The sequence below is a fragment of the Vibrio lentus genome (assembly GCF_030409755.1).
GTDB classification, from domain to species: domain Bacteria; phylum Pseudomonadota; class Gammaproteobacteria; order Enterobacterales; family Vibrionaceae; genus Vibrio; species Vibrio lentus.
The window spans coordinates 3,672,158-3,699,116 of the sequence record NZ_JAUFQE010000002.1 but is presented as its reverse complement, the minus strand read 5'-3'; the positions used below and the strand labels follow the sequence as shown (position 1 = coordinate 3,699,116).

Below are 26,959 nucleotides of genomic sequence, written 5' to 3'. Positions count from 1 at the left end.
TACTTATTGAGCGTTCCTTTTAGTAAGGAGCCTCTCTAAGTGGACGGCCATTCTAGCGAATTGGGTTCCAGTGTCAAACACTTTTTCCAGCTAATTTTTCAAAGCATCTTAAATGCTTAATGTCGTCTCGTTACTTAGTTCAAACCGCTTGGTTATCCCGGGCAACGGAGGCGCATTATAGAGAGAATCCCCCTTTGCACAAGACCAAAAACGAAAAAAAACCGCCGTAGGCGATCGTTCGGACACTATTTACACAAAGCGTTCAAAATAGGTACGATTAAGCCTTGATTTCGGCTAATCGTACCTATTATTCATAGTTTGATTATTGGTGAGCAATAATTCGGTCGTTATTCACTAATAGCTGCACTTTCTTCTCTGGATTTATTTTTCCAGCCAGTATTGCTTTCGCTAACGGGTTCTCAACAGTTTGTTGAATTGCTCTTTTAAGAGGCCTTGCACCATATACAGGGTCAAAACCAACTTGAGAGATTAGCTTAAGCGCTTTTTCTGAAACTTCGAGTTCATAACCATTATCTTCCATTCGCTTTTTCAAATGATCAAGCTGAATCGCGGCAATTGACTCGATGTGCTCTTGGCCTAATGGATGGAACACGACACTTTCATCAACTCGATTCAAAAACTCAGGTCGGAAATGTTTACCTACCACTTCCATAACCTCATTTTTAATGCCTTGGTAATCCAATGTATTAAAGTTCTCTTGAATACGAGTTGAACCTAGGTTCGATGTCATGATTACCACGGTATTTCTAAAATCGACGGTGCGACCTTGTCCGTCAGTTAATCGTCCATCATCTAAAACCTGCAATAGAATATTGAACACATCTGGGTGAGCTTTCTCTACCTCATCAAGCAGAATGACAGAATAAGGTTTTCGACGAACGGCTTCGGTTAAGTACCCACCTTCCTCATAACCCACATAACCAGGGGGAGCACCAACTAAACGAGCAACAGAGTGTTTTTCCATAAACTCAGACATATCGATACGCACCATCGCATCTTCACTATCGAACATAAAGTTCGCTAATGTTTTACACAGTTCCGTTTTACCGACACCTGTTGGCCCTAAAAACAAGAACGAACCAATCGGCTTATTCGGATCAGACAAGCCAGCACGGCTACGACGAATCGCATTCGATACTACTTCGACCGCTTCCGCTTGACCGATAACTCGCTTATGCAGAACACCTTCCATTTTCAGAAGCTTCTCTTTTTCTGCTTCTAGCATTTTAGAAACAGGAATACCGGTTTGCTTTGAAAGGACATCGGCAATCTCAGCGTCAGTCACCTTGTTACGCAACAAGGTCATTTCTTGCATTTCAGCTTGAGTCGCGAGATCTAACTGCTTCTCCAATTCTGGGATTCGTCCATATTGCAATTCAGACATACGGTTAAGGTCACCAGCACGTCGTGCAAAATCCATATCCATTCGAGCTTGTTCTAGCTCTGATTTAATATGTTGCGTACCAGACAGCGCCGCTTTTTCAGCATTCCAAACTTCTTCAAGCTCTGCGAAATCACGTTCTTTCTCAGAAAGTTCGCTTTGTAGAGTGCGCAGGCGTTTTTCACTGGCCTCATCATTTTCATTCGTCAGAGCTTGCTGTTCGATCTTCAACTGAATGATTTTTCGCTCTAACTTATCTAATGACTCGGGCTTTGAATCTATCTGCATTCGAATACTCGAAGCCGCTTCATCAATGAGATCAATCGCCTTATCTGGTAACTGACGATCTGAAACGTATCGGTGAGATAGCGTTGCCGCAGCTACGATAGCAGGATCGGTAATTTCTACATGATGGTGAAGTTCATAACGCTCTTTCAAACCACGAAGAATGGCAACTGTGTCTTCAACGGTTGGTTCATCGACGATCACTTTTTGGAATCGACGCTCTAACGCAGGGTCTTTCTCTATATATTGTCGGTATTCATCGAGCGTTGTTGCGCCGACACAGTGCAGTTCACCACGAGCTAATGCCGGTTTCAGCATATTACCCGCATCCATAGAGCCTTCGCCTTTACCTGCGCCGACCATCGTATGAATTTCATCGATAAAGAGAATGACATTGCCTTCTTCTTTCGATAATTCATTAAGCACTGATTTTAGACGCTCTTCGAATTCACCACGATACTTAGCACCGGCTACCAATGAGCCCATATCCAATGAAAGAACTCGTCGACCTCTTAAGCCTTCAGGAACTTCATTATTGATAATACGCTGAGCCAAACCTTCGACAATCGCGGTTTTACCCACACCGGGCTGACCGATAATGACAGGGTTGTTCTTAGTACGACGTTGAAGGACTTGAATCGTGCGACGAATTTCATCATCACGACCAATCACAGGATCTAGCTTGCCTTGCTCTGCTCGCTCGGTCAGATCAATGGTGAACTTCTCTAAAGCTTGGCGTCTATCTTCCGCATTCGGGTCATCAACCTTTTGACCACCACGAACTTGCTCGATAGCTTGAGATAGTTTTTGCTCAGTAAGGCCTAACTCTTTAAGTAAGTTACCTAGAGGTCCTTTGTCTTCTATTGCAGCGAGTAGGAATACTTCTGAAGATATGTAACTGTCTTGACGCTTTTGCGCGACCTTGTCACATAGGTTGAATAGCGTTCCCATTGCGTTAGAAAGCTGAACATCACCGCCGATACCGCTTACTTTCGGCACTCGGTCTAATATTTCGCTTAATTTAGAACGCAATTGAACAACATCAATATTCAACATGGTGAGCAATGGACGAATCGCACTGCCATCTTGATTAAGCAAAGACACCATTAGGTGTACAGGTTCTATATATTGGTGATCACGACCTAATGCGAGCGACTGAGCATCAGATATCGCAATTTGGAATTTACTAGTGAATCGATCGAGACGCATGCCAACCTTCCTACTCTTAGATATGTTTATCTTATGGTTAGAAGATGGATACGGTAACGCAGATTTTCAAGGGATAAGGATGAAGAATAGAGCTGATATGAAAATATAAATGAACTGGATGAGTGGTTATGCTAGTCAGAGATTACTCTAACCAAATAAATGTCGCCTGACGTCCAGTAATACCATCACGACGATAAGAATAGAAAGCATCTGAATCGGCGTATGTACATAGATTCGAATCTGTCACCGAAGTCACGCCAACTTTCATTAGTCGTTGAGTCGCAAGTTGAGACATGTTTGCTAACCACTTGCCGGGTTCAGATTTAGCTTTAAATGCTAATTTCGCTTGAGGGTCAAAACGAACAAAAGCGTCCAACACATCGTTGCCAACCTCAAACGCATCTTTACCAATAGCAGGACCAAGCCAAGCAATGATCTGATTATCTGAATCTAGGTTTGAAAACTTTGCGACGGCATTTTCAATAATGCCACCAGCAAGACCACGCCAACCCGCATGAACAGCAGCAACTTGAGTGCCTTTGGTATCGGTAAGGATGACTGGTAAGCAATCGGCTGTCATCGCAGAACACACAACACCCTTTACAGTGGTAAATGCACCATCCGCATCAAGCACATTCGCTATAGGTTCTAAAACTGTAACGACATCCGTTGAGTGAGTTTGATTTAGCCATACCGGAGCCGTGGGCATCTTAGATTGTTGCTTTAGCCATGTTCGATTACTTTCAACAAGTAAAGCATCATCCCCAACGTGCATACCAAGGTTTAACCCTTGATAAGCACCTGTAGAACAACCATCAAAACGAGTCGAAGCAAATGCTTTCACGTTTTTTGGTGCATTCCAGTCAGGGATGATCATTGACACGATTAAATGTCGTCTTCTATGTTTTCGCGAGCATCAACACGCAACGCTTCAGCCATCACAACCATGTCATTTGGCACAGGTGCATGGAACTCAACTTCTTCACCAGTAATCGGGTGAACAAACTTCAGCATAACCGCGTGTAGCGCTTGGCGATCAAAAGAACGAATCATTGTCGTTAGCTCTTCAGATGCACCTTTTGGAATACGAGCACGACCACCATACGCAATATCACCTAACAGCGGGTGCTGAAGGTATGACATGTGAACACGGATTTGGTGAGTACGACCTGTTTCTAGACGCAGACGAATACGAGTGTGTTCGCGGAAGTGCTCAGCAACACGGTAGTGAGTTACCGCAGGCTTACCCAGTTCATTAACGTCCATTAAGGTTCGCTTAGTAGCATGACGGCTAATGCCTTTCTCAACCACACCACCCGCTGTCATTTTACCGATAGCAATTGCCTCGTATTCACGAGTAATACGACGTTTAGCAAGAGCACGTACAAGACGAGTTTGAGCTGGAACCGTTTTAGCCACAACCATAAGACCAGTTGTGTCTTTATCCAGACGGTGCACAATACCCGCACGAGGTACTTCAGCAATCTGAGGGTAATGGAAAAGCAATGCGTTTAGTATGGTTCCATCCGGCGTACCTGCACCTGGGTGTACAACCAGATCGCGAGGTTTATTGATAACCAATAAATCATCATCTTCATAGACAATGTCTAACGGAATATCTTGTGCTTCCCAGCGCTCTTCATCCGCAAGCTCTGCTTGTAAGATGATCGCTTCACCGCCCAAAACTATGGTGCGCGGTTTAGTGATAACTTCGCCATCCACTTGGATTTTGCCGTCAAGAAGCCACTCTTTAATACGAGAGCGAGAAAAATCGGTAAATAGTTCAGCGACAGCTTGGTCTAAACGTTGACCTAACTGGCTGCTTTTTACTGTGTCTGTTAATGTTATCTGCTGAGCCATATCGAACTTTTTTAAAAACCGTGAGACTAATACCCATTAGTATGGATAAAATAGAATAATTGCATCATTGTATCTGTTACTGGTTAGAAAGTAACGGAAGCTTACGAAATATTTAATTCAAGGAATCGACGCCTGACATGAAACACCTTACTTTATCGGGTCTATTAGCCGTATCACTCTTAGTTGGTTGTTCAAGTAGTGAAGAAATAGTACCGGATGTACCGCCATCGGTTCTTTACTCTGACGCCCAAGAATCACTGCAGAGTGGTAGCTGGCTTTCTGCAATCGAAAAGCTAGAAGCCCTAGACTCTCGTTACCCATTCGGCGCCTATTCTGAACAAGTACAACTCGATCTGATTTACGCGTACTACAAAAATGATGACTTGGCATTAGGCCTTGCCACCATTTCACGATTCCTACGCTTAAACCCTACTCATGAAAAACAGGATTGGGTTCTTTACATGCGTGGCCTGACACACATGGCTCAAGATCGAAACTTCATGCACGATATTTTTAATATCGATCGTAGTGACCGAGATCCAGAACCAGTAAAACTTGCGTTTGCTGATTTCAAACGACTGTTAGAACGTTTCCCTGCAAGCCCATACGCTGAAGATGCACAAAAACGCATGTTCGCACTGAAAAACCGCCTAGCGGAGTATGACTTAGCAACCGCTGATTTCTACCTGCGTCGCGAAGCGTGGATTGCAGCTATAAACAGAACACAAGAGTTGCAAAAGACTTACCCAGACACCATTGCTGCGCGTAAATCTCTGAAAATACAGTTAGAAGCCTACGAGCAGCTTGGACTAGAAGACGCTGTGAAAAGAACAGAAGCCTTGATTGAGCTCAACCCACTGCCCTAGTCAGCGAATCACACTCGTCGTTAACTAAAACAATCACTTCAAAATCGCGCTAATTTATTAGCGCGATTTTTTTTGAACTTCGTCTGGTAAACTTGATGAATGGCAGCATAAGCAGTATCTTCAATAGATAACTTTTAACAAAACATCAACATGGAGTGTGGATGTGAGCAGGATGTTATTATTTATCTGGATCGGGTTATTTAGCCAACTTTCCAACGCATTAGAACTGTCCCCATTGAGCAATCAGCCTTATATGGGAGACTTAGATGTACTCAAAACAAAAGGAACAGTGAGAGTATTGGTATCGGCTGATCTGGGCTTTTACTACATAGAAGATGGCAAGCCAAAAGGCATTGTGGCAGAAATGCTCTATCACTTTGAGAAAAGCCTTCGTAAGAAACACCCCTATCTCAATGTGCAGATCATTCCGGTTCAGCGAGATGATCTTCTTCCTTCATTAGAATCCGGATACGGTGATGTCGCGGTAGCAAACCTAACCATTACTGATAAGCGGTTACAGGTGATCGACTTTTCAGATCCCATGATTAAAGATGGTAAAGAACTCATTATCACTGGAAAAAATTCAGAACCTCTCACCGAAATCAAGCAGTTGAGCGGTAAAGAAGTATGGATCCGCGCGAGCTCTAGCTACTTCGAGAGTGTGCAAAAAGTGAATATGGAGCTTAATGAACTCGGGTTGCCACCATTACATGTCCACTTTATTGAAGAATCTCTCCAAGATTACGAACTGATAGAACTGGTTAATCAGGGATATATACAAGGCACTATTCTAGATAGCCATAAAGCAAAATTATGGACGGATGTAATGGAAAACATTCAGATCCATAGCGATTTACCTTTGCGAGAGGATGGTCAAATAGCTTGGGCACTGAGAAAAGACAGCCCTCTTCTCAAAAAAGAAATCAACAAGTACGTTAAGAAAGCCCGCACAGGTACTTTACTGGGTAACGTGATCTACCAAAAATATATCGATAATACGCGTTGGTTAGGTCGAGCTCTCAATCCAAACAAAGTCGACAGAGTTGCCAAGCTCGCTGACGTATTTGAGAAGTACTCCAGCAAGTACGAATTTGATCCTTTAATGATGTCTGCTCAAGGGTTCCAGGAGTCAGGGCTCGATCAGAGTCAAGTCTCTCATCGTGGGGCGATTGGCGTCATGCAGGTTTTACCAAGTACGGCCAAAGACAAAAACGTTAATATCAAAAATATTCATAAAGTGGATAACAACATCCATGCCGGCGTGAAATATATGCGTTTTATCAAAGACCGATATTTTAATGACCCTGCCATAACGGCTGACAACCAGATCTATTTTACGTTGGCGTCTTACAACGCAGGCCCAGCTAAAATCAGAAAAATGAGATACCTCGCGAAGAAGAAAGGCTACAACCCTAACGTCTGGTTTAAAAACGTCGAAATCGTCACGCGTAAGTATGTCAGTAAAGAACCCGTCACGTATGTCGCCAACATCAATCGCTACTTTGTTATTTATAAACAATTGGCGGCGATTAATGCCACTCGAGAGAACGGAACAGCAAGGCTACTGCAAACCAACGATTAGCCGCTGTTTGTCATTATGAGCTTAAGCAGTAAACGCCCAAGACAGGACTAAAAGCACAAAAGCCGCATAAGGAAACTTATGCGGCTTTTGTTTATCAAATTCGGATCGTTCTTTGGTGTGACTTAAATCACGAAAGTATATTGCGTGAATTTTCATCAAGCACTTTCAAAAAGCTGTAGGACGCCCCTAAAAACTGGTTTAATTTTTAGTGAAGCCTTGCCTCCAACTTATCGTTTTTCATAGGGATAACAAGCATTTTTCGACAAAAAGATACCAAGACTTGCGTGAGATCACATTTGATTTTAATGCTTATCCCACCCAATCAAAACAAGATCCAGATCACATTCTTTATTCCTAAAAGTCGTAATCTGAAGTTAACCCATGAGGGATACAACAGAGGAAAACTTCTATGAAAATGAACATCACTGGTAAAAACATCGACATTACCTCTGCAATCCGTGATCACATAGAAAGCAAATTTAAAAAGCTGGATAAATGGCAAGTAGACATCATTGGCTGCCAAGCGAGCTTTAGCGAAGAACCAAACAAGAAGAAAAAATTTGAAGCCGTACTAACGGTACCAAAAGGCCAACTTGTTGCTTCATCAATTCATGACGACCTCTACGTGGCTATCAACGAAGTAGAACAAAAACTAGAGCGTCAACTCAACAAGCTACGCCATAAACCAGAAGCGCGTCGCGCTGAAAAGCCTGAAATTGAAGAGCTAGAAGCTGAAGTAGAATAGGGAAAGAGAACAGATTAAAAAATAGCGCCTCAGGGCGCTATTTTTTTGCTTGACGCTCGTAGCTCGCTTGCTTATTGTGTTTAAACATTCATAAAACAATCACTTTTTATGCACTCTCAATCTTTGTTTATTTTTGACTTCTTTTTTCTTCCGTAAATCGGAGGCTGAGTCGTTTTAGAAAAACAAGTCAAAAACGAACAAGAAGCCTCCCACACAAGGGAGGCTTTTTTATAAGGACACATTTATGACTGACCGCTCAATTTCACTGGATGATATCCGCCTTCGTCTCAATGATTTAGATGACGAACTGCTGAGTTTACTTTCAGAACGTCGCAAACTCAGTATCGAAGTTGCGAAAAGTAAAGTGGAGACATCAAAACCTGTACGCGATGCCGTTCGTGAGCAGCAGCTTCTGGTTAAGCTAATTAACAACGGTAAAGATAAATACGAGCTTGATGCGCAGTACATCACTAAGCTGTTTCATACCATCATTGAAGATTCGGTTCTGCTGCAACAGTCATACCTACAAAATCTGGCGAACCCACAAAGCCGTAAGCCATTGGCTCGCGTTGCGTTCTTGGGTTCTAAAGGTTCATATTCGCATCTTGCTAGCCGTGAATACTTCAGCCGCAAGAATATGGAATTGATAGAGCTTAACTGCAATCATTTCAAAGAAGTCGCATCGACGGTGGAATCTGGTCATGCAGATTATGGTGTGCTGCCTATTGAGAACACCAGTTCAGGTTCAATCAACGAAGTTTACGATCTTCTACAACACACAACACTCTACATCGTGGGTGAACTGTCTCAGCCTATTGAACACTGCTTAGTTGCTAAAAGTGATATTCGATTAGAAAACATTAAGACGCTTTATTCGCATCCACAACCTCATCAGCAATGCAGTGAGTTCTTGAGTCGCCTTAAAGGTGTCAGCCTTGAATCTTGTGCAAGCACCGCTGACGCAATGAAGAAAGTGAAAGAGCTGGATAGTGATGATGTAGCAGCCATTGGTAACGCTTCAAGTGGCAAACTGTATGGGCTTCAAGCAATTCAAGGTAACATTGCCAATCAAACAGAGAACCACACTCGCTTCATCGTTGTGGCGCGTAAAGCGGTAGAAGTCTCGACTCAGATTCCAGCGAAAACGACACTCATCATGTCGACCTCTCAAGAAGCAGGCTCTTTGGTTGAAACCCTACTGATTCTGCAACGCTTGGGCATCAATATGACGAAACTAGAATCTCGTCCAATTATGGGGAACCCATGGGAAGAGATGTTCTACGTTGATTTAGAAGCACACTTGAATGCGGATAACATGCAGCAAGCGATCACGGAACTGACGGCCATTACTCGTCACTTAAAAGTGCTAGGCTGCTACCCAAGTGAGAACATTAAAGCGACTCAAGTTAAGTTGTCGTAAGTTTAGGTTGCCAAAAGCAATGCGCCTACCATAGGCCAAACAGTAAAAGTTACCGCAAACGGAATAACAATCGAACGAAACAATAGGCAGAAATACGTATTGTGGGTGTTAAATTGTTATTCCGTTCACTGTCTCTTCACACCCGCCTCCTAAAATTATCACCAACATAACACCTCTCGCTAATCACACTTTTATCAATAAAGACAAAACCTTATTGCCTTCACAGGAAATCATCTAACAACGTGTAATTAATAGCGAGCTATCAACAAGTAACATAAACTTACGCACAAAATTATAAATAGTGTTGTATGTAACAATGAAGCTCAGTACTAAAATATTACTTCTAATAGCCCCTGTTATACTGATTAGTACCGCAGCTTCTAGCTATATCATTTACTCAACGCAGAAAAACAGCTTCATCAAACGCGAAGACAACGTACTGCAACTGAATATGGAAAAGTTGGCTGGGTATTTTCGCCAATCTCGCTCCTTCCTAAATAGTTACTCTTACACGCTCTCTAAAAGCGACTTAGTTCGACGTTATTTTTTAGTTGATGACAATCCGTATCGTGAACTTGAACTGCTCGATAACCTTCGAGAAACCATACAGTTCTTGCAAGATGGTGATGACAGCTTTACTGGATTAGCACTGCTTGATGGTGAACGAAAACTCAGTTATTACGCAGACAATAGTCGTGATGCACTCGCCAAAATGGACCCTAAGATCTTAGAGTTTATTGATCATCAGTATCAAAAAACATTGGAAGAATCGAGTACCAATTACGTCCAAAACTCTCAAGGTGAAGGGATGTTAGTTCACTATGAGGTACTCGATAAAAGAACGGTTTCGCCCTCTATAAGCTACCAACCTAGTGATGTTTTTTTTGTGGTTGTTTCTGTTTCTCTCGATAAATTTAATACATTGAGAAAGCAGATCGAGTTCGACTACCAAACCAGCCTGTTTTTCACGCCAACGGCAGTCTCTTTGGAAAGTGATTTAACTCATTCCGTGAAGCTGGCTCCTGAGCTTTACGCGACGGTCGATCCTGCTCAGTTTCTTTTAAACAATAAGCTCGACTCTATCTGGAATAAACTGAGCCTGTCGTTTGCACTGTCAGCCTTAGTAACGGTTGCCTTACTGCTTATGCTGCTGTCTCGTTGTGTCATTACCCCTATTTCACGGTTAGACCGACAATTACAACAAGTAGAAAAAAAGCAAAGAAAGAACATTGAACGTTTAAAAACGAATGACGAGTTAGGCCGCTTATCGCATCGTTTTTATGACATGTACCAAGAGTTAGATAACACCTATCAACAAACTAAGGTTTTAGCTGAAAATGACCAGCTGACCAAGATCGCCAACCGACGTCAATTCCAAACCTTTGTTGAGCAATCACTCCCCAAAACAAACTCAAAAACATACACGTGGGTACTCTACTTAGATTTAGATAATTTTAAGTTTGTGAACGACAAATATGGCCATCAAGTTGGCGACTCGATCTTAGTTTCTTTCGCTCAACGTATTTCCGAGATCGGCGTTCTATACAAAACGGATTACGATGCCCATTGTATGCCAGCTCGACTCTCTGGTGACGAGTTCGTTATTTACATCAATGCATCGGCTCGCCATGGGAATATCGCTCATAAGTTTTCAGATACATTATTGGCGCCTCTGCAAAAAGGGTTTATCACTGAATCTGGCAACTACCCGATTACGGTCAGTATTGGCATTGCAACTTATCCTAATGACGGCTACTCAATAGAAAAATTGCTCTCAAATGCAGACACTGCGATGTATCAAGCCAAACGAGCAGGTAAGAATCGGTACGCGGATTACTCTTCAGACTTAGACAAAACCATTCAACGACAAGCAAGTATTGAACAGGCTTTGAGACATAAGAACTTTGATGAAGAGTTCAAACTCGTTTATATGCCATACATGGATTCAACAGGAAGTCAGGTCATCGGTGTTGAGGTGCTGTTACGCTGGGAATCGCCACAGCTAGGCTCTGTACCGCCTGATGAGTTTATTCCAATTGCCGAACAAACAGGGTTGTTCGACCTTGTCGATCGTTGGGTAATCCAGCATGCTTTTGCTTCATTCCATAAGCTTCAAGCTCAGTTTGATCATTCGATTCAGCTCTCAATCAATCTGTCTTCAGCAGGAATAGAAACAACTCACCTTGCGGTTTTCATCGGTGAGCACGCCAAGATCAATGGTATTCCGCCGAACTTGATCGATTTCGAAATCACCGAGACCTTCTACTCAAACTCACAGGGGTTTCCATTATTGAACGAGCTCTCTCGAATGGGCTACCGCTTAGCGATTGATGACTTTGGTTCTGGTTACACGTCGATAACCCAGTTGGTTCAATATCCCACTCAAAAAATCAAATTGGATAAGGGCTTTTTAGAAACCTTGATCGAAACAGACAATCAGAACATAGTAAAACCAGTGATAAGTTTGTGCCATGCTCAAGGAAAGAAGGTAACCGCTGAGGGCATCGAAACCAAACGCATGCATCAATGGTTACAAGAGGCGCAGTGCGATATGCTGCAAGGCTACTATTTTGGCAAACCGATGCCACTTGAAGACCTAAGTGATTGGTACAGAGAACATCAATTGCAATTTAACCAACAACAATAAGAACTCATTCATGAAATCCGTAGTCATTGCATCGCTCAACCCAGCAAAAATCAACGCCGTTAAAAGTGCGTTCTTGTCAGCTTTCCCTAATACTGAATTCGAATTCATCGGGGTTAGCGTACCCAGCGGGGTTGCCGATCAACCCATGAGCAATGATGAAACCTATCAAGGTGCAGTGAACCGCGTGAGCAATGCACTCCAAAAGATGCCAAATGCAGACTTTCATGTCGGATTAGAATCTGGAATTGAAGGTAACGTAACCTTTGCTTGGATGATAATTGAAGCAAATGGCCAACGTGGCGAGTCTCGCTCTGCAAGCTTGATGCTGCCACCAGTTGTACTTGATAAGCTCCAGTATGCAAATGAGTTAGGGGATGTGATGGATGAAGTCTTCGGTACAGACAACATCAAGCAAAAAGGTGGAGCGATTGGCCTACTGACACACAACCAACTCTCGCGCAGTTCGGTATACCATCAAGCTTTGATCTTGGCGCTTATCCCTTTCGTTAATCCTGAGCACTTTCCCGCTTAGCTTTCAAAGGCATGGTTTTTCAAAGATTTAAGTTATCTAGTTGAAAGTCTAACCAATACAGCAGAAACAAAAAACGCTAACGGATTGTTAGCGTTTCTATCAAACTTCAGTGCTTAATATGTAAGATCTACTTAAGCAGTAACTCGGCGATGGCCGCTTTCTCTTGTTCGGATTTAGCCTTGAGCTCATTAGAGCCTCTGGTGATCGTCGCAACGCCTACTCCCAGCATTTGACTCACTTGTCGCTGAGACATCTCGCCTTTCATCAATTCACAAAGAATATTAACTCGAGCAACCAAAGCATCGCGTTCATCAGATGTCATCATCATGGTCAACAACAGCTCATGCTGATCTTTCTCAGCGGCTGTTTTTACCAAATCCATTAGTTGTTGCCAATTATCATATTCAGGTTGTGATGCCATATTTCTACACTTACTTTTAAATTCTGACTTTAAAGAGTCGCTTAACGATTGAAAGCGTTCAACACTTTATACCGAAACACTCGATGTAATCCAATGTAAAAAGGCAGTAAGTAGAAATGGTTCGCACTCACTGCCTTTAATATTTACTCAGTTTCGGACAAAGCGCCGAGAGCTTAGTATTTCGTTTTTGCCTCATGAGGCGCTAAAAACGTTCCCTTCTCGCCCAAGATGTCTCGATAGTAAGTCTCAAACATCAAGATGTTCTGAACATATCCACGAGTCTCCTTGAAAGGGATCATTTCGATAAAGGCGTACGCATCTAACTTTTCATCACTGCGTGAACGCCACTGTTTCACTCGGCTCGGACCTGCGTTGTATGCAGCAAAAGCAAAAATACGATTATTATCATATTGAGACAGCAGCCCATCTAGGTAATGACTACCAATCTCAATGTTCTTACTCACATCGTAAAGATCATCGCTACCCTGATACTTAATCTGATGCTTCTTCGCTGTATATTGAGCCGTCTTCGGCATGATTTGCATGATACCGCGAGCCCCAACCGGAGAGCGAGCCTCTGAATCCATTGCACTCTCTTGTCTCGCTAAAGACATCAAAGTGATCGGGTCGATATCGTGCTTTTCAGCATAGAAGTTAAACCACCACTTGTGGGCGACAGGGAAACGTAACGCAATGTTGTCCCACATCTTCGCTGAGATACTCGCCGTTACCGTAAAGTGATTCCAACGTTGTGTCGCGGCATGAGCGGCAAGCATTGATTTCTGATCTTTATCAGCATTGGTTAACAACCAACGCCATTCACTCTTCGCTGCTGCTATTTTATCTCGGTCAATCAGCTCGCCGATTCGAACCAAAGAAGTCTCAAATGGTTTTACTGTTTCAGCGTTGTATTTGAGTGTCGATGTTGGGTACTGAACAGGCTTACCTAACTGCTTAGCGGCAGCCACACTGTAGAAATTACGCTGACCCAAAATGTCTGACAGTCGTTTGTTACCTTCAGCAGTCTCACCTAGCGCTATCTCAGCTCTACCCTGCCAATATTGCCAACGAAGCGAAGCTTGATGTTTATCATCTAAGCGAGCAATCCACTCTTTCAAGCCAGTCCAATCGGCATGTTGAATCGCTAAGCGAGCACGTCGTTCCAGCAAAACTTGCTTTGATGAACTCGCGAGCATTTTGTCTCGCCACGCCATCAGCTCTTCAGAATCGGTATTGATCAAACGGAACGTGAGGTAATCTGCTAACTCTTGAGATTTTTCTTTAGATAGCTTTTGAGCTTTCACAACATCATCAAAAATCTCTTGAGCACTGCTTGCTGACTTCCTTGCCAGTTTCTCAAAACCAAACTCGGTTTGAACTTGATAAAATTCATTCGCAGGGTGCTTCTTAGCAAACGCGAGCACATTTTCAGGCTTGTTGTACAATGCCTTCATCTGCTTAGCTTGAGCAATTGACTCATCATGATCTAATTGCTTAATCAGATAGGTCATCAGCTTACCGTTACGGCCTTCAAACGCTAATAGCATCCTTTCGAGTATCAGATCATCCGTTCTTAAACCGGCTTTATCCCATCCTTCAAAAAGTGGGTCACAGGCGTCATCAACACCACTACCACTTAACCAAAGCTGTTTCGCACCTTTGAACGCGAGCTCTTGATTACCTTGCTCATAATGCGCTCGATAGTAGATACATTGGTATTTTTCACCAACTGGCTCTTGAGTTTGAAATTCCAGTATCGTTTGCCACTGCTTTTGAGAGGCCAATGAATCTAAGTAAGGCGCACGCATACGATTCGAAAATGGCAGCGCTTTATTCTCTTCAATAAAAGCATCCACTTCAGCAGGTGTGCGATCACCTAGGCCTATGAGAAAGGCGCGATAATCAGTGTATGGCGTTAGAGGGTATGTTTGAATTTTGTTGCGCAGCGCGGAGTAGGCTTTTAGATCTCGGTTGTCCAAAACCTCTTGCGCTCTGTCATAAACATCACGCTGCATTTCAAGCTCAGATGCATTGCTCGCCAAAGCCATCGGAGCCAGTGAAAATGAAGACAAAATTGCCGATGCAGCGACAGCAATTTTCGTATTACCAATGCGGAAAAACATTCGCTCTTTCCTTAGTGCGTGTATGAATACGTGAAGTCTATTTACGCCCGACATCACATCAAATGTAAAGAGTTTGAGTGTAAATATTATTAATATTTAACACTTCGCCTCAGAAGCCTATTAAATATAGTTTTAATGACCAATGTGACAATAATAAGTAAGGATTAGTTCAAGAATGGCTTTTCTGTCCTAGGAGTAACATCTTTGGGGATATTGGTATAAAATAGCAGACAATTTTGAACAATAATTAGGATCGATCGGCAATGGCTGAATACGTATATACCATGTCTCGGGTGAGCAAAACTGTTCCACCTAAGCGTCAAATTCTTAAAGACATTTCTCTTAGCTTTTTTCCTGGCGCTAAAATCGGTGTTTTGGGTCTAAATGGTTCAGGTAAATCTACCCTACTACGTATCATGGCTGGTATTGATACTGATATTGATGGTGAAGCTCGTGCACAGCAAGGCCTTAAAGTCGGTTACCTACCGCAAGAGCCTGTACTAGACGAATCAAAAACAGTCCGTGAAATCGTAGAAGAAGCGGTTTCTGATGTTGCTGACGCACTTAAGCGTATCGATGCTGTTTACGCAGCTTACGCAGAACCAGACGCAGATTTCGATGCTCTTGCTAAAGAGCAAGGCGAGCTTGAAGCACTTATCCAAGCGAAAGACGGCCACAACCTAGAGACAGCTCTAGAGCGTGCTGCTGATGCACTTCGTCTTCCTGAGTGGGATGCGAAAATCGAATTCCTATCAGGTGGTGAACGTCGTCGTGTTGCGATCTGTCGTCTACTTCTAGAGAAGCCAGACATGCTGCTTCTTGATGAACCAACCAACCACTTGGATGCAGAATCAGTGGCTTGGCTTGAGCACTTCCTTGTTGATTACAGCGGTACTGTTGTGGCAATTACCCACGACCGTTACTTCCTAGACAACGCTGCTGGCTGGATTCTAGAACTTGACCGTGGTGAAGGTATTCCATGGGAAGGTAACTACACATCTTGGCTAGAACAGAAAGATGAGCGTCTGAAGCAAGAGAAATCAGGTGAAAGCGCACGTCAAAAGACTATCGAGAAAGAACTTGAATGGGTTCGTCAGAATCCTAAAGGCCGTCAGGCTAAATCTAAAGCTCGTATGGCTCGTTTTGAAGAACTAACGACTGGCCAATACCAGAAGCGTAACGAAACCAACGAACTGTTCATCCCGCCAGGTGAGCGTTTAGGTGACAAGGTACTTGAAGTTAAGAACCTAACTAAGTCATTTGGTGACCGTGTTCTTATCGACGACCTATCGTTCAGCATGCCTAAAGGCGCTATCGTCGGTATCGTTGGTGCCAACGGTGCGGGTAAATCAACACTATTCAAGATGCTAAGCGGCGCAGAACAGCCAGATTCAGGCACAGTTGAATTAGGCGAAACGGTTAAGCTTGCTTCTGTTGATCAGTTCCGTGACAGCATGGACGACACCAAAACAGTATTCCAAGAGATCTCTGAAGGCGCTGATATCATTAAGATCAACAACTTCGAAATCCCTGCTCGTGCATACTGCTCTCGCTTCAACTTCAAAGGCAACGACCAACAGAAAATCATCGGTCAGCTTTCTGGTGGTGAACGTAACCGTGTTCACCTAGCGAAACTGCTAAAAGCGGGCGGTAACGTACTGCTACTCGATGAACCAACCAATGACCTTGATGTCGAAACTCTGCGTGCACTTGAAGAAGCGCTGCTTGAGTTCCCTGGCTGTGCAATGGTTATCTCGCATGACCGTTGGTTCCTTGACCGTATTGCGACCCATATCTTAGACTACCGTGATGAAGGTCAAGTTAACTTCTACGAAGGTAACTATACTGAGTACACAGAGTGGCTGAAGAAGACTCTGGGCGCACAAGCGGCTGAACCGCACCGTATCAAGTACAAGCGTATTACTAAGTAAATTAGCTTGTATTTTGAACAAAGGCCGCGATAATAGCGGCCTTTGATATATCTGGCTTACTATTTACCTATTGATATAGAGAAATTACCTATGCTTGAAAGACGTCAATTTTCACGAGTTATTTATCAAGTCCCGACTGAGATCTCACAAGGACAAGTAAATGTATCAGGCTCAGTGCAAGACTTATCTCTCCATGGTTTACTCATTCAATGTGATAAATGGCAGCAACTCAGCCACGATGCTCCTGTTCAAGTCAGCTTTAAGCTCACCAACAGTGATATCAATATTCAGTTAGAAGCAACGATAGTCTCTACCATCAATACCTCAATGCGTTTACGCATAGAGCATTTAGATATTGATAGTATTAGCCACCTTAAGCGCCTTGTTGAGCTTAATGTCGGCGACGATGAACTGCTTTATAGAGAGATTGAACACCTTACCGATTTAGGTCAGGAATAAACTCTCCATTACCTTTTTCTATTAGAAGCATTTAGTTAATACAGAACCATGTCTAAAAAAATTTCCATTACTATTCCCTCTAACAATGGGGAACAGACGTTTTACTTCGGCCGAAAAGCCGTGCTCATGTGCACCACTGCAATTTTTTCAGTGCCGTTGTTAATTGGCGGAGCTGCCTACATACACTTCGAAGGTAAACAAGAGCTCGCAATGCAAGCGGGCGATGCACAACAGTTGATTGAAACGCTGATTGTTGAAAAAGAGCAAACTGAGTTTCTTTACGCTGAACAGGTAGAAACCAATCACTCGTTATCGCAAACACTCACCGAGAAAGAAGGCACCATTCAACTGCTTGGTAAGCGTGTATTCGATGTGGAATCAGTACTTGGCCTTGCCGATGAAGAGCTGCTTACCGATGATGTCTCTTTAGAAGATCGCATTGATGCGGCTGCGGTAGATTCAGCAGTAAGAGCCACAATGTTTCGCTTGATTCCAAACGACAGTCCTATGGCTTATCAGCGTATATCTTCTTCTTATGGTAGCCGCACTAACCCTATCTCAGGTAAACGTCATGTACATACTGGTATCGACCTGACGTGTAAACGTGGTGAAGACATTGTCGCGCCCGCAGATGGAGTCATTGAAACGGTACGCCCAAGTAAAAAAGGCTTCGGTAACTTTATTACTATGCGTCACTCGTTCGGCTTCATGAGTTCTTACGCGCACCTACAAAAATTCAAAGTTCGCAGCGGTCAGTTTGTTAGTAAAGGTGATGTGATCGCGAGTTGTGGTAACTCAGGTAACTCAACCGGGCCACACCTGCATTATGAAGTACGCTTCCTTGGTCGTTCATTGAATCCTCAATACTTGATGGATTGGACACCGGAAAACTTCAACTACGTGTTCGAGAAAGAGAAAAAAGTTAAGTGGGGTCCACTGGTTCAACTGATTGATAATGTAGTTCGCTTGCAGATCAACCTGACTAACGTGCCTTACATTAGCTCGACTATCGACACCGTATCGAGTGAAGAGAACAAAAAGCCTATCACGACTAACTAGTTGTTGGTTATTAGGAGATGTTGGTTTGGCCTATGATGATCTAATTGCTTTTAGACTACTGTAGGCCAAATGCTTTTATAGCATTCAGCACAAACAAAAAGAGCGACCATCAGGTCGCTCTTTTTTTATAATTTCAAATAGTGATTAGCCACGATGAATCGAGTCATGTGCTTGTTTTAAAAGGTTTTGGCTCTCTTGCAAGAACTGCTGTGAGTAGTCACCAAACCAATCACTGACTTGATTAAAGCTATCAACAAACTTGGCTTTATCTTTCCCATCCAAGATTTCTAATGCTTCGCCGAAACGACTATGGAAACGTCGAATCATCTCAATATTCTCATCCGAAGAAAGAATGATATCACCGTATAAGTTCGGGTCTTGAGCAAACAAACGGCCAACCATCGCAATCTCCAGTCGGTAGATTGGCGAACTTAGCTTCAGAAGCTGATCAATGTTTGGATTCTCTTTACTCAGGTGCAAGCCGTAAGCAAAAGAGGTGAAGTGACGAAGTGCTTGAATCAGAGTCATGCCGTGATCGTGTTCAGCAGCATCCATCTGGCAAAGGCTCGCGCCCCAAATACCAAATTGATTCAGCAACCATTGGTAGCTTTCAGAACCACGTCCATCACTGTAAACAATCACTTGTTTCGCAAGGCTTGGAACATCAGGACCAAACATTGGGTGTAATCCAACCACAGGGCCTTGGTGCATGTTCATCATGGCTTGTAGAGGCTTTGATTTAATCGACGTCAAATCACAAAGAATACAATCGCTTGGTAGGTTACCCAGCTTCGCAATCACACCTTCCGTCAGGTGAATTGGAACCGTAACAACCACAAGGCCGGCATTATCTAAGATCTCATCGGCTCTATCCCAATCTTGGCTGCCAAGGATTTTCACTTCGTAGCCAGAAAGCTTGAACATACGGCCAAACAGACCGCCAAGTTGACCATTACCACCAACGATAACCACTGAACGCAACTCTGGGTTAAGACACTTAAAACCAGAATCTTTTTCACTGGCATAAGACTCACGCATAGTACGACGCAAAATATCTTCGATTAACTGTGGCGGAACCCCTATTTTCTCGGCTTCTTGACGACGAGATGCCAACATCGCGGCTTCACGTTCCGGTACATAAATAGGTAAACCATGTTCACTTTTCACTTCGCCGACTTTCTCTACTAGAGCCAGTCGTTGAGCCAGTAAATCCAACATTTGTTTATCGACAGCATCGATTTGGTCGCGTAATTCGTTCAGTTCAACGGCCATTTTATTCCTTACTAATCTATAAGCCCGTACTAATCTAAAAGCCCGCATTGACGCAGGTTCGTTAGCGACAGATCTTAAAATGCCCCATTAGATGAGGCACTTAAATTTAAACTCTGGCTAACCTTTCAGGCGGTTCTCTAAAAACGGGACTAATTCCGTATGTGCATGCTTCAATAGTGCCTCAGTTGACTCCCAATTGATACACGCGTCGGTAATAGAAACGCCGTATTTCATCTCATTTAGAGGAATATCTGACGGCTGATTACCTTCGTTAATGTGGCTCTCAATCATCAGGCCTATAATTGATTTATTGCCTTCACGCACTTGGTGGATAACGTCTTCAGCAACCAATGGTTGACGACGGAAGTCTTTACGAGAGTTAGCGTGGCTGCAATCAACCATCAACGCCGCTTCTAAACCAGATTTACCCAGCTCTTGCTCACATTCGTGTACAGATACTGAATCGTAGTTCGTCTGCTTACCACCACGTAAAATCACGTGACCGTTTGGGTTACCCTGAGTCGTTAGCAGTGCAACCTCACCTTCGCGGCTGATACCCATGAAACGGTGACTAGAAGAAGCAGCCTGCATCGCATTAATTGCAGTACCTAAGTTACCGTCAGTACCATTCTTAAAGCCGATTGGCATTGAAAGGCCACTTGCCATTTCACGGTGAGTTTGAGATTCAGTCGTACGTGCACCAATCGCGGCCCAGCTGAATGTATCTGCTAGGTATTGTGGGCTGATTGGGTCTAGTGCTTCTGTCGCTAGTGGGATTTCCATCTCAGCTAATTCAACTAAAAGCTCACGACCTACATGCAGACCATGCTCAATATCGAACGTACCATCTAGATGTGGGTCATTGATCAAACCTTTCCAACCAACCGTGGTACGAGGCTTTTCAAAGTAAACACGCATAACAATATACAGTTGGTCGCTCAGTTCTTCAGAAAGTGCTTTGAGGCGTTTTGCGTACTCTTTCGCCGCTTCTAGATCGTGAATAGAACATGGACCACACACGATTAGCATACGGTGATCTTTCTTATGAATGATATTCGCAATCGTTTCACGAGACTCTTGAATAAAACGACGAGCATTATCGCTCAAAGGTAATTTCGCTTTTAACTCCTCAGGAGTAATCAGTACCTGTTCGTCGATGATATTGACATTGCTTAATTCACTTTTTTGCATAACTCAACCTGTATATTTATTTTTACACCCAACATTTCCATTTGGGCTAACAATCTTTAAAAACACAATAACAGCTACAAAAACGATTGCAAGTGTAAACAATAAAAAACATTTAATGTAAATTTAAATTTACACCCTATCTTTAGTTCATTCTGAGGCACAAATAGGCCTAAACCATGCCTAGCACATACAAAAAAGGCGATATTTTTAATATCGCCTTCTTAAAACTTATAGAGTGTTTATTTATCACCCAGCGTTTAACATCCGCTTAATTTGCTCTGAGGCCTCTTTCCATCGGCTATCCGAGTGAAGCGTCGGTAAATCAAAGCTGTGCTTTTTAAGCAATGAGTTGGCTAAAGGTACCTCTTGAATCGCTAAGTGATCAAGAGCCTCAATTTGTGCATCTCGTTTATTACACATCAACACCATGTCGCAACCCGCATTCAGAGCAGCCTTCGCTCTGTCGGTTGGCCCACCCATAATTGCAGCGCCTTCCATCGTTAAGTCATCAGAGAATACCAAGCCTTTAAATCCAAGCTGCTGCTTCAATACTTTCTGCAACCAATACTCAGAGCCACTAGCTGGTTGATCATCATAGTGAGAAAAAACCACGTGTGCAGGCATCATCGCATCTAATATTCCAGCTTCAATTTGAGCCTTGAAGATCGCCATATCAGTTTCAAAGATATCGTCTCTAGGATCGTAAGGCGTTTCAAGGTGCGAATCAGCAATCACGCCACCGTGTCCTGGAAAGTGCTTTCCTGTTGTCGCCATGCCAACCGATTTCATGCCTTTAATAAAAGCACTACTGTGGCGAACGATGGTATCAATATCTTCACCAAATGCTCGGCTACCAATCGCTTTACAGTCGTGGCCTTTGTCTAAAACAGGCGCAAAGCTCAGATCGATATCATGGGCAATCAACTCCGCCGCCATCAACCAACCCGCTTGTTCTGCTAATTGCTCGCCATTATTCTTGGTCGCAAATTCTTGAGCTGCTGGGATAATTGAAAAACCATCGCGGAAGCGTTGAACTCGGCCACCTTCTTGGTCAACACCGATTAAAATAGGACGTTTTGCAACTTTGCGGATCTCTTTATTTAACGCCGATAGCTGTTTACTATCGTGGTAGTTTCTAGCAAATAAGATGAGACCACCAACGGTTGGGTGCTCTAAAATTTCTCTGTCTTCAGCTGTTAGCTCATAGCCCGCAACATCTACCCACAACGGTCCCATACAATATCCTTTTATTGCTTAAATTCTGCTACTGCAGATTTACTTTGTTCAATTAATTGGTCGGCTTGCTCTTCCTGCTGAGTTAACGCAATGAACAACAAGTCAGTAATAAAAAGTTGGCTATCACGAGCAGTTATAGATGAACTGCGAATATGATTTTCGTCGGCTGCTGATATCAACTTAATATCAGCGTATTTGTCTAAAGCAGAAGGGGATAGCTGACTAATCACTATCACCTTGGCCTTTTTCGATCTGGCTAGCTGAGCAACCTTCACCACTTCTCTGGTGTTTCCAGAATAAGAAATCGCAATCAACACATCATTTTCAGAAAGAGAAGCGGCATTGGCAATTTGAATATGGGCATCCTGCTCTGCATTGGCAGCATGGCCTATTTTCATCAACTTATAGGCAAGATCTTTCGCCACCAAAGATGAAGCGCCTACGCCTGAGATCTGCACCTTACGCGCAAGATGCAAAATATCTGCGGCATGGTTTAGCTGCTCACCTTCATTTAATAACACAGTGCGCTCAAGCGATTGTGTTTTGCTTGCAAGAAGTTTGTCCATCACCATGTCGGGTTGATCTTTACGAGTGATAGTGCCATGTATGCCACGTTGAGATACGGGCTGATAAGTCATATCGCTTTGGTAGAGTTTGACCTTCATCTCTGAAAACCCTTTATAACCAAGCTTCTGACTAAACTTCACTATCGTTGACTGGCTCACTCCGACGGCTTTGGCCAACTCGGACGAAGATAGTTGCTTCACCTGTTGTGGGTGATCAAGAACATATCGCGCCACCAACGCATCAGATGGAGACAGCTTGGGTAACAGCGCTTTTACTTTCGCAATGCCTTTCACTAAATGCCCTTCCCCTTACCTCTGCCAGTTCTTCGTTATCATAACGAGTTTTGTATTTTCATTGGAATAATTATTCCAATGAATTCTCTCATATGGAATAGCTAACACAGCCTTCTGGGAGCATGGTCAAAGAAAAGCATTGGTCACTATTCCACCAAGGAATAGATTTTGAAACTCATTATTCAAACTGACATTCTGAAAAAATAACTATAAGTACCCTCTACCCTCTACCCTCTACCCTATTCATGCTACGGAGCTGCTATGAATTCACTATTTACCTCACTGGACTGGGCCGTATTTGCGATATATTTCGCCATTATTGCTTTTACAGGTTGGCACTTCAGCCGAACAAAAATAACGAGCACTAAGGACTACTTTTTAGGTGGTAATTCGATGCCAATGTGGGTCGTGGCTATCTCGGTGCTCGCGACATCACAATCTGCTGCGACGTTCTTAGGCGGGCCAGAATCTAGCTACCGTGGTGACTTAACCTACTTAGCGACCAACATTGGCGGCATTATTGGTGCCATCTTCGTTGCCTTGGTACTTATTCCTCGTTTCTATCAAAACAAAGTCTCAACCGTTTATGAACTACTCAAAGTGCGCTTTGGCGAGAAAACCAAACAACGTGCAGGCGTGATGTATTTGGTCGGCCGAGTGTTTGCTTCAGGTGCTCGCCTCTACATGGCTGCGATTGCAGTCTCGATGATTCTGTTTACCGATATTGCCCCCAGCAGTGTGGTGACTTCAGTTGTTATTTTAGTCGCTGTCGGCCTTGCTTATACCTACATGGGTGGCATTCGTTCCGTCATCTGGAGTGACCTAATTCAACTTGTGGTGTATGTCGGTGCTGCTATTGCCGTCATCATCTACTTACTGGGACAAATTCCAGCCGACTTCGGCCAAATAGCTCAAGTACTAGCAAACCCTGGCGAAGGCCAATCGTCTAAGCTGACCTTACTCGATTTCACTCTCGACTTTAGCCCTGCTGGCACCTTTAGTTTCTGGGCATGTATCACTGGCTTTGTCCTATTAAACATCGGTGCATTTGGCCTTGATCAAGACATGACGCAACGTGTGTTGACGTGCAAAGATGCCAAGCAAGGTTCAAAGGCGATGATCAACTCAATCATCTTTTCGATTCCAGTTGTGCTCGTATTCATGTCTATTGGCTTGCTACTGTATGTCTTCTATCAAAGGCCTGAGCTAATGGGTGTGGAAGGCAAAGAAGTCGTGCAAAACTTTAATGGCGAAAACGTAACGATCTTCATGTACTACGTGCTGAATGAAATGCCTGCGGGTCTTCGTGGCTTAGTGACTGTTGGTGTGGTTGCAGCAGCACTTTCAACGTTAAACTCCGGCTTAAACTCTATGTCTTCAGTTGCGGTACAAGATATTTACAAGCCTTGGTTAGAAGCTCGTAAAGGAGAGCAAGATGACTTCCATTACGTGAAAGCTGGACGCGTTGGTATGGCTGTAGCAGCAGCCGCTCTGGGTAGTATGGGCATCTTGTGTTATTACTGGCAGCAATACACCGACATGCCACTGTTATCATTTGCACTGAGTGTGATGGTGTTTGCCTACACAGGTTTACTGGGCGTGTACTTCACTGCAATCTTTACTGAACGTGGCAACGAAACCTCGGTTGCTCTAGCCCTTATCGCCGGTTTCTTAACGACATTACTGATGCAGGCTTACGTGTGGGATAGCGTGATGGGCGTGATTAACGCTGACTGGGTTGGTATTCGATTGGCTTTCCCTTATCAATTATGTATTGGCACCTTGGTCTCGTTGGTTGTCTGCTTAGCAGGTAAAAAACAGACTCAAGAAGTCAACAAGCTACAAACGGTCTAGTGGATGATTACACACACCTTGGCAGTCGATGGCGGCGGAACAAAAACCGCCGTCAGACTTAAGAAAATAGAGCCCACATCAATAGTGATTGAGGAGTTCATTTTACCGGCGACTTCATTAACCCTATACGGTGAAGCTGCGGTGACTCAACTCACTAATTATATTGATGAAATTCTAGCGACAAACCAGATAATACCGAAACAATGTTATATTGTGTTGGGTGTCGCGGGAGCGGGTAATACGCAGTTAAAGTCCAAGTTAAAGTCCGCTTTAGCGCATTGTCCTCACCTGTACATCACAACCGATGCAGAAGCATCAGTATTTGGTGCCAATGCAGGACAAGGTGTAAATTGTATTGCGATAGGAACGGGGTCAGTTGCCATCCAATTAGACTCTCTACATGAGACCCTGCAATTTGGCGGATGGGGATTTCCAATTGGCGACCAAGGCGGTGGCGCTTGGCTTGGCTTTCGAGCGGTTCAACAGACCCTCGCCGAGTTCGACAATCAGGATTCATCTTTGACTCGCGATTTAGTCATGAAGAAAACCGGTAGCAAACGTAGCCAAATCTTAGAATGGATTAGCCAAGCGAACGCGACTGATTATGCTCAGTTTGCAAGAGCTCTGGTCGACATTGAATCACAATGTTCAACGGCAAAAGCGATTATAGAACAAGGGGCCACTCAAATAGAGCAGCTCACTCAGGCTTGTTCTAGTAACAACACGCTACCTATTATGTTCTTGGGTAGCTTAGGACAGTTCTATCGTGAGCGTCTCTCACCAGCGATTCAAGATCGTAGTTTACATGTTCAAGGCAATGCTCTGGATGGCGCAGAAGTATTGGCTAACCAGAAGATTAATCAGCTCAACTTAGGAGACTCGTAATGAAGTCAGAGTTATACATTGGTGTGATGTCAGGGACGAGTATGGACGGCGTTGATACGGCCTTAGTTTCGATAGAAGACACTGGTATCACATTGCTCGCTCATGATGAGTTTCCTATGCCAGATGATATCAAAGCGCGTTTGCTTGAGGTTTGTATTGGACAGAAAACCGATTTGATTGCCATTGGTGAACTCGACCACCAGCTTGGTCATCTATTTGCTGATGCGGTTCTACAACTTCTCGATAAGTCAGGTACGCCTGCATCTTCTGTGACTGCGATTGGTAACCATGGCCAAACAGTATTCCACCAGCCAACCGGTGATTCGCCATTTACCATGCAATTGGGTGACGCCAATATCATTGCCGCTAAAACACAGATTCAAACGGTCGCCGACTTCAGACGCAAAGACATGGCGCTTGGCGGACAAGGTGCGCCATTAGTACCTGCGTTTCACCATACGATCTTTCACCCGCAAGACAGCTCAGTTGTGGTGTTGAATATTGGTGGTATCTCGAATATTTCAGTGCTGCGCCCGAACCAGCCTACTCTTGGTTATGATACTGGCCCGGGCAATATGTTGATGGACGCTTGGGTAGATAAACACACGGGTGAGAAGTTTGACCGTGACGCGCTGTTCGCTCTCAAAGGCCAACTAAATCAGGCCTTACTCGAACAGCTGTTGAACGAATCTTATCTATCTAAAATGCCACCGAAAAGCACTGGCAGAGAGCTGTTTAATCTACCGTGGCTAGAACAACAATTAACAGAATTTAAAGACCTTGCAGCAGAAGATGTTCAGTACACACTTTGTGAATACACCGCATTGACGATAGCCAATGAAGTGGAAACTTATCGCTTGGGTAACCAACCTGCACTGTATGTGTGTGGCGGTGGTACGAGAAATCCATTGTTGATGAAGAGACTGTCTGAACTGCTTCCTAGCTGGGAGGTTGAATCAACCACCAGTAAAGGCGTTGATGCCGATTATATGGAAGCCATGGCCTTTGCGTGGCTTGCTCAACGGCACATACATCAACTGCCAAGCAATTTACCAGAAGTAACTGGCGCAAGTAGAGCAGCCTCTCTAGGCGTTCTTTATCGTGCGGACTAAACAATTTT

20 protein-coding genes, 1 pseudogene and 1 other annotated feature are annotated in these 26,959 nt (G+C 43.7%); of the genes and pseudogenes, 12 read left to right on the top strand and 9 right to left on the bottom strand.

Features of this window, described 5'->3' with window-relative positions; genetic code table 11:
* Positions 1 to 322: 322 nt before the first annotated feature.
* From clpB to rluD, 3 genes are all read right to left on the bottom strand, one after another.
* Complete coding sequence (gene clpB / locus QWZ07_RS25280; protein ID WP_076673789.1) at positions 323 to 2,896, bottom strand: ATP-dependent chaperone ClpB; 2,574 nt, start codon at positions 2,894 to 2,896, stop codon at positions 323 to 325.
* A 142-nt stretch (positions 2,897 to 3,038) separates the two neighbouring features.
* Positions 3,039 to 3,773, bottom strand: a complete 735-nt coding sequence (gene pgeF, locus QWZ07_RS25275) for a peptidoglycan editing factor PgeF (RefSeq protein ID WP_065105655.1) — start codon at positions 3,771 to 3,773, stop codon at positions 3,039 to 3,041.
* 8 nt (positions 3,774 to 3,781) lie between these two features.
* Positions 3,782 to 4,756, bottom strand: coding sequence for a 23S rRNA pseudouridine(1911/1915/1917) synthase RluD (rluD, locus tag QWZ07_RS25270; RefSeq protein ID WP_009848467.1), 975 nt, complete (start codon positions 4,754 to 4,756; stop codon positions 3,782 to 3,784).
* 137 nt (positions 4,757 to 4,893) lie between these two features.
* On the opposite strand from rluD, the gene QWZ07_RS25265 reads away from it, so the two are divergent.
* The 6 genes and pseudogenes from QWZ07_RS25265 to yjjX all read left to right on the top strand — a co-directional run bounded on the left by QWZ07_RS25265 (position 4,894) and on the right by yjjX (position 12,548).
* Positions 4,894 to 5,622, top strand: coding sequence for an outer membrane protein assembly factor BamD (locus QWZ07_RS25265; RefSeq protein WP_017106758.1), 729 nt, complete (start codon positions 4,894 to 4,896; stop codon positions 5,620 to 5,622).
* A gap of 157 nt (positions 5,623 to 5,779) precedes the next feature.
* Entirely contained in the window at positions 5,780 to 7,204 is a 1,425-nt protein-coding gene (locus QWZ07_RS25260; RefSeq protein WP_318842400.1) for an MltF family protein, read from the top strand.
* A gap of 409 nt (positions 7,205 to 7,613) precedes the next feature.
* Positions 7,614 to 7,949, top strand: coding sequence for a ribosome hibernation-promoting factor, HPF/YfiA family (hpf, locus tag QWZ07_RS25255; protein ID WP_004735034.1), 336 nt, complete (start codon positions 7,614 to 7,616; stop codon positions 7,947 to 7,949).
* Positions 7,950 to 8,060: 111 nt separating this feature from the next.
* Positions 8,061 to 8,181 (top strand) — a sequence feature (Phe leader region).
* A 12-nt stretch (positions 8,182 to 8,193) separates the two neighbouring features.
* A complete protein-coding gene (pheA, locus tag QWZ07_RS25250) occupies positions 8,194 to 9,369 on the top strand; it encodes a prephenate dehydratase (protein WP_192854083.1) in 1,176 nt (391 codons plus the stop codon).
* Positions 9,370 to 9,685: 316 nt separating this feature from the next.
* Positions 9,686 to 12,079 (top strand): annotated as a pseudogene (locus QWZ07_RS25245) (putative bifunctional diguanylate cyclase/phosphodiesterase).
* Positions 12,027 to 12,548 (top strand): inosine/xanthosine triphosphatase, encoded by a 522-nt coding sequence (yjjX, locus tag QWZ07_RS25240; protein ID WP_065105652.1) that lies wholly within the window; start codon positions 12,027 to 12,029, stop codon positions 12,546 to 12,548. The pseudogene QWZ07_RS25245 and the gene yjjX overlap by 53 nt, the downstream one beginning before the upstream one ends.
* Before the next feature lie 127 nt (positions 12,549 to 12,675).
* Here the strand turns inward: yjjX and trpR are convergent, their stop codons facing one another.
* A complete protein-coding gene (gene trpR, locus QWZ07_RS25235; RefSeq protein ID WP_017110512.1) occupies positions 12,676 to 12,969 on the bottom strand; it encodes a trp operon repressor in 294 nt (97 codons plus the stop codon).
* A gap of 173 nt (positions 12,970 to 13,142) precedes the next feature.
* On the bottom strand, positions 13,143 to 15,092 hold the full coding sequence (gene sltY / locus QWZ07_RS25230; protein WP_192854081.1) for a murein transglycosylase: 1,950 nt from the start codon (positions 15,090 to 15,092) through the stop codon (positions 13,143 to 13,145).
* 263 nt (positions 15,093 to 15,355) lie between these two features.
* Between sltY and ettA the strand changes: the two genes are divergently transcribed.
* The 3 genes from ettA (at position 15,356) to QWZ07_RS25215 (ending at position 18,541) form a co-directional block, all read left to right on the top strand.
* The gene (gene ettA / locus QWZ07_RS25225; RefSeq protein WP_017110510.1) at positions 15,356 to 17,023 is read left to right on the top strand and encodes an energy-dependent translational throttle protein EttA; all 1,668 of its coding nucleotides are present in this window, start codon (positions 15,356 to 15,358) and stop codon (positions 17,021 to 17,023) included.
* Positions 17,024 to 17,113: 90 nt separating this feature from the next.
* Positions 17,114 to 17,482 carry a PilZ domain-containing protein gene (locus QWZ07_RS25220; protein WP_065105649.1) on the top strand — a complete coding sequence of 123 codons (369 nt, stop codon included), beginning with the start codon at positions 17,114 to 17,116 and terminating at the stop codon, positions 17,480 to 17,482.
* 48 nt (positions 17,483 to 17,530) lie between these two features.
* Positions 17,531 to 18,541 (top strand): M23 family metallopeptidase, encoded by a 1,011-nt coding sequence (locus QWZ07_RS25215; RefSeq protein ID WP_192854080.1) that lies wholly within the window; start codon positions 17,531 to 17,533, stop codon positions 18,539 to 18,541.
* A gap of 144 nt (positions 18,542 to 18,685) precedes the next feature.
* Here the strand turns inward: QWZ07_RS25215 and tyrA are convergent, their stop codons facing one another.
* From tyrA to QWZ07_RS25195, 4 genes are all read right to left on the bottom strand, one after another.
* On the bottom strand, positions 18,686 to 19,813 hold the full coding sequence (gene tyrA / locus QWZ07_RS25210) for a bifunctional chorismate mutase/prephenate dehydrogenase (protein WP_017084805.1): 1,128 nt from the start codon (positions 19,811 to 19,813) through the stop codon (positions 18,686 to 18,688).
* 117 nt (positions 19,814 to 19,930) lie between these two features.
* The gene (locus tag QWZ07_RS25205) at positions 19,931 to 21,004 is read right to left on the bottom strand and encodes a 3-deoxy-7-phosphoheptulonate synthase (protein ID WP_010434849.1); all 1,074 of its coding nucleotides are present in this window, start codon (positions 21,002 to 21,004) and stop codon (positions 19,931 to 19,933) included.
* Between the two features lie 246 nt (positions 21,005 to 21,250).
* Complete coding sequence (gene nagZ / locus QWZ07_RS25200; protein WP_192854079.1) at positions 21,251 to 22,240, bottom strand: beta-N-acetylhexosaminidase; 990 nt, start codon at positions 22,238 to 22,240, stop codon at positions 21,251 to 21,253.
* 11 nt (positions 22,241 to 22,251) lie between these two features.
* Positions 22,252 to 23,100 carry a MurR/RpiR family transcriptional regulator gene (locus QWZ07_RS25195; RefSeq protein WP_192854078.1) on the bottom strand — a complete coding sequence of 283 codons (849 nt, stop codon included), beginning with the start codon at positions 23,098 to 23,100 and terminating at the stop codon, positions 22,252 to 22,254.
* Positions 23,101 to 23,361: 261 nt separating this feature from the next.
* Here QWZ07_RS25195 and QWZ07_RS25190 point away from each other — a divergent pair, with 261 nt between their 5' ends.
* Genes QWZ07_RS25190 through QWZ07_RS25180 form a run of 3 tightly spaced genes read left to right on the top strand, consistent with a single transcriptional unit; the run spans position 23,362 to position 26,951 of the window.
* Positions 23,362 to 24,954 carry a sodium:solute symporter gene (locus tag QWZ07_RS25190; protein ID WP_192854077.1) on the top strand — a complete coding sequence of 531 codons (1,593 nt, stop codon included), beginning with the start codon at positions 23,362 to 23,364 and terminating at the stop codon, positions 24,952 to 24,954.
* 3 nt (positions 24,955 to 24,957) lie between these two features.
* Positions 24,958 to 25,839 carry a glucosamine kinase nucleotide-binding domain-containing protein gene (locus QWZ07_RS25185; RefSeq protein ID WP_192854076.1) on the top strand — a complete coding sequence of 294 codons (882 nt, stop codon included), beginning with the start codon at positions 24,958 to 24,960 and terminating at the stop codon, positions 25,837 to 25,839.
* On the top strand, positions 25,839 to 26,951 hold the full coding sequence (locus QWZ07_RS25180) for an anhydro-N-acetylmuramic acid kinase (RefSeq protein ID WP_192854075.1): 1,113 nt from the start codon (positions 25,839 to 25,841) through the stop codon (positions 26,949 to 26,951). Before QWZ07_RS25185 ends, QWZ07_RS25180 begins: the two co-directional genes overlap by 1 nt.
* Positions 26,952 to 26,959 lie beyond the last annotated feature (8 nt).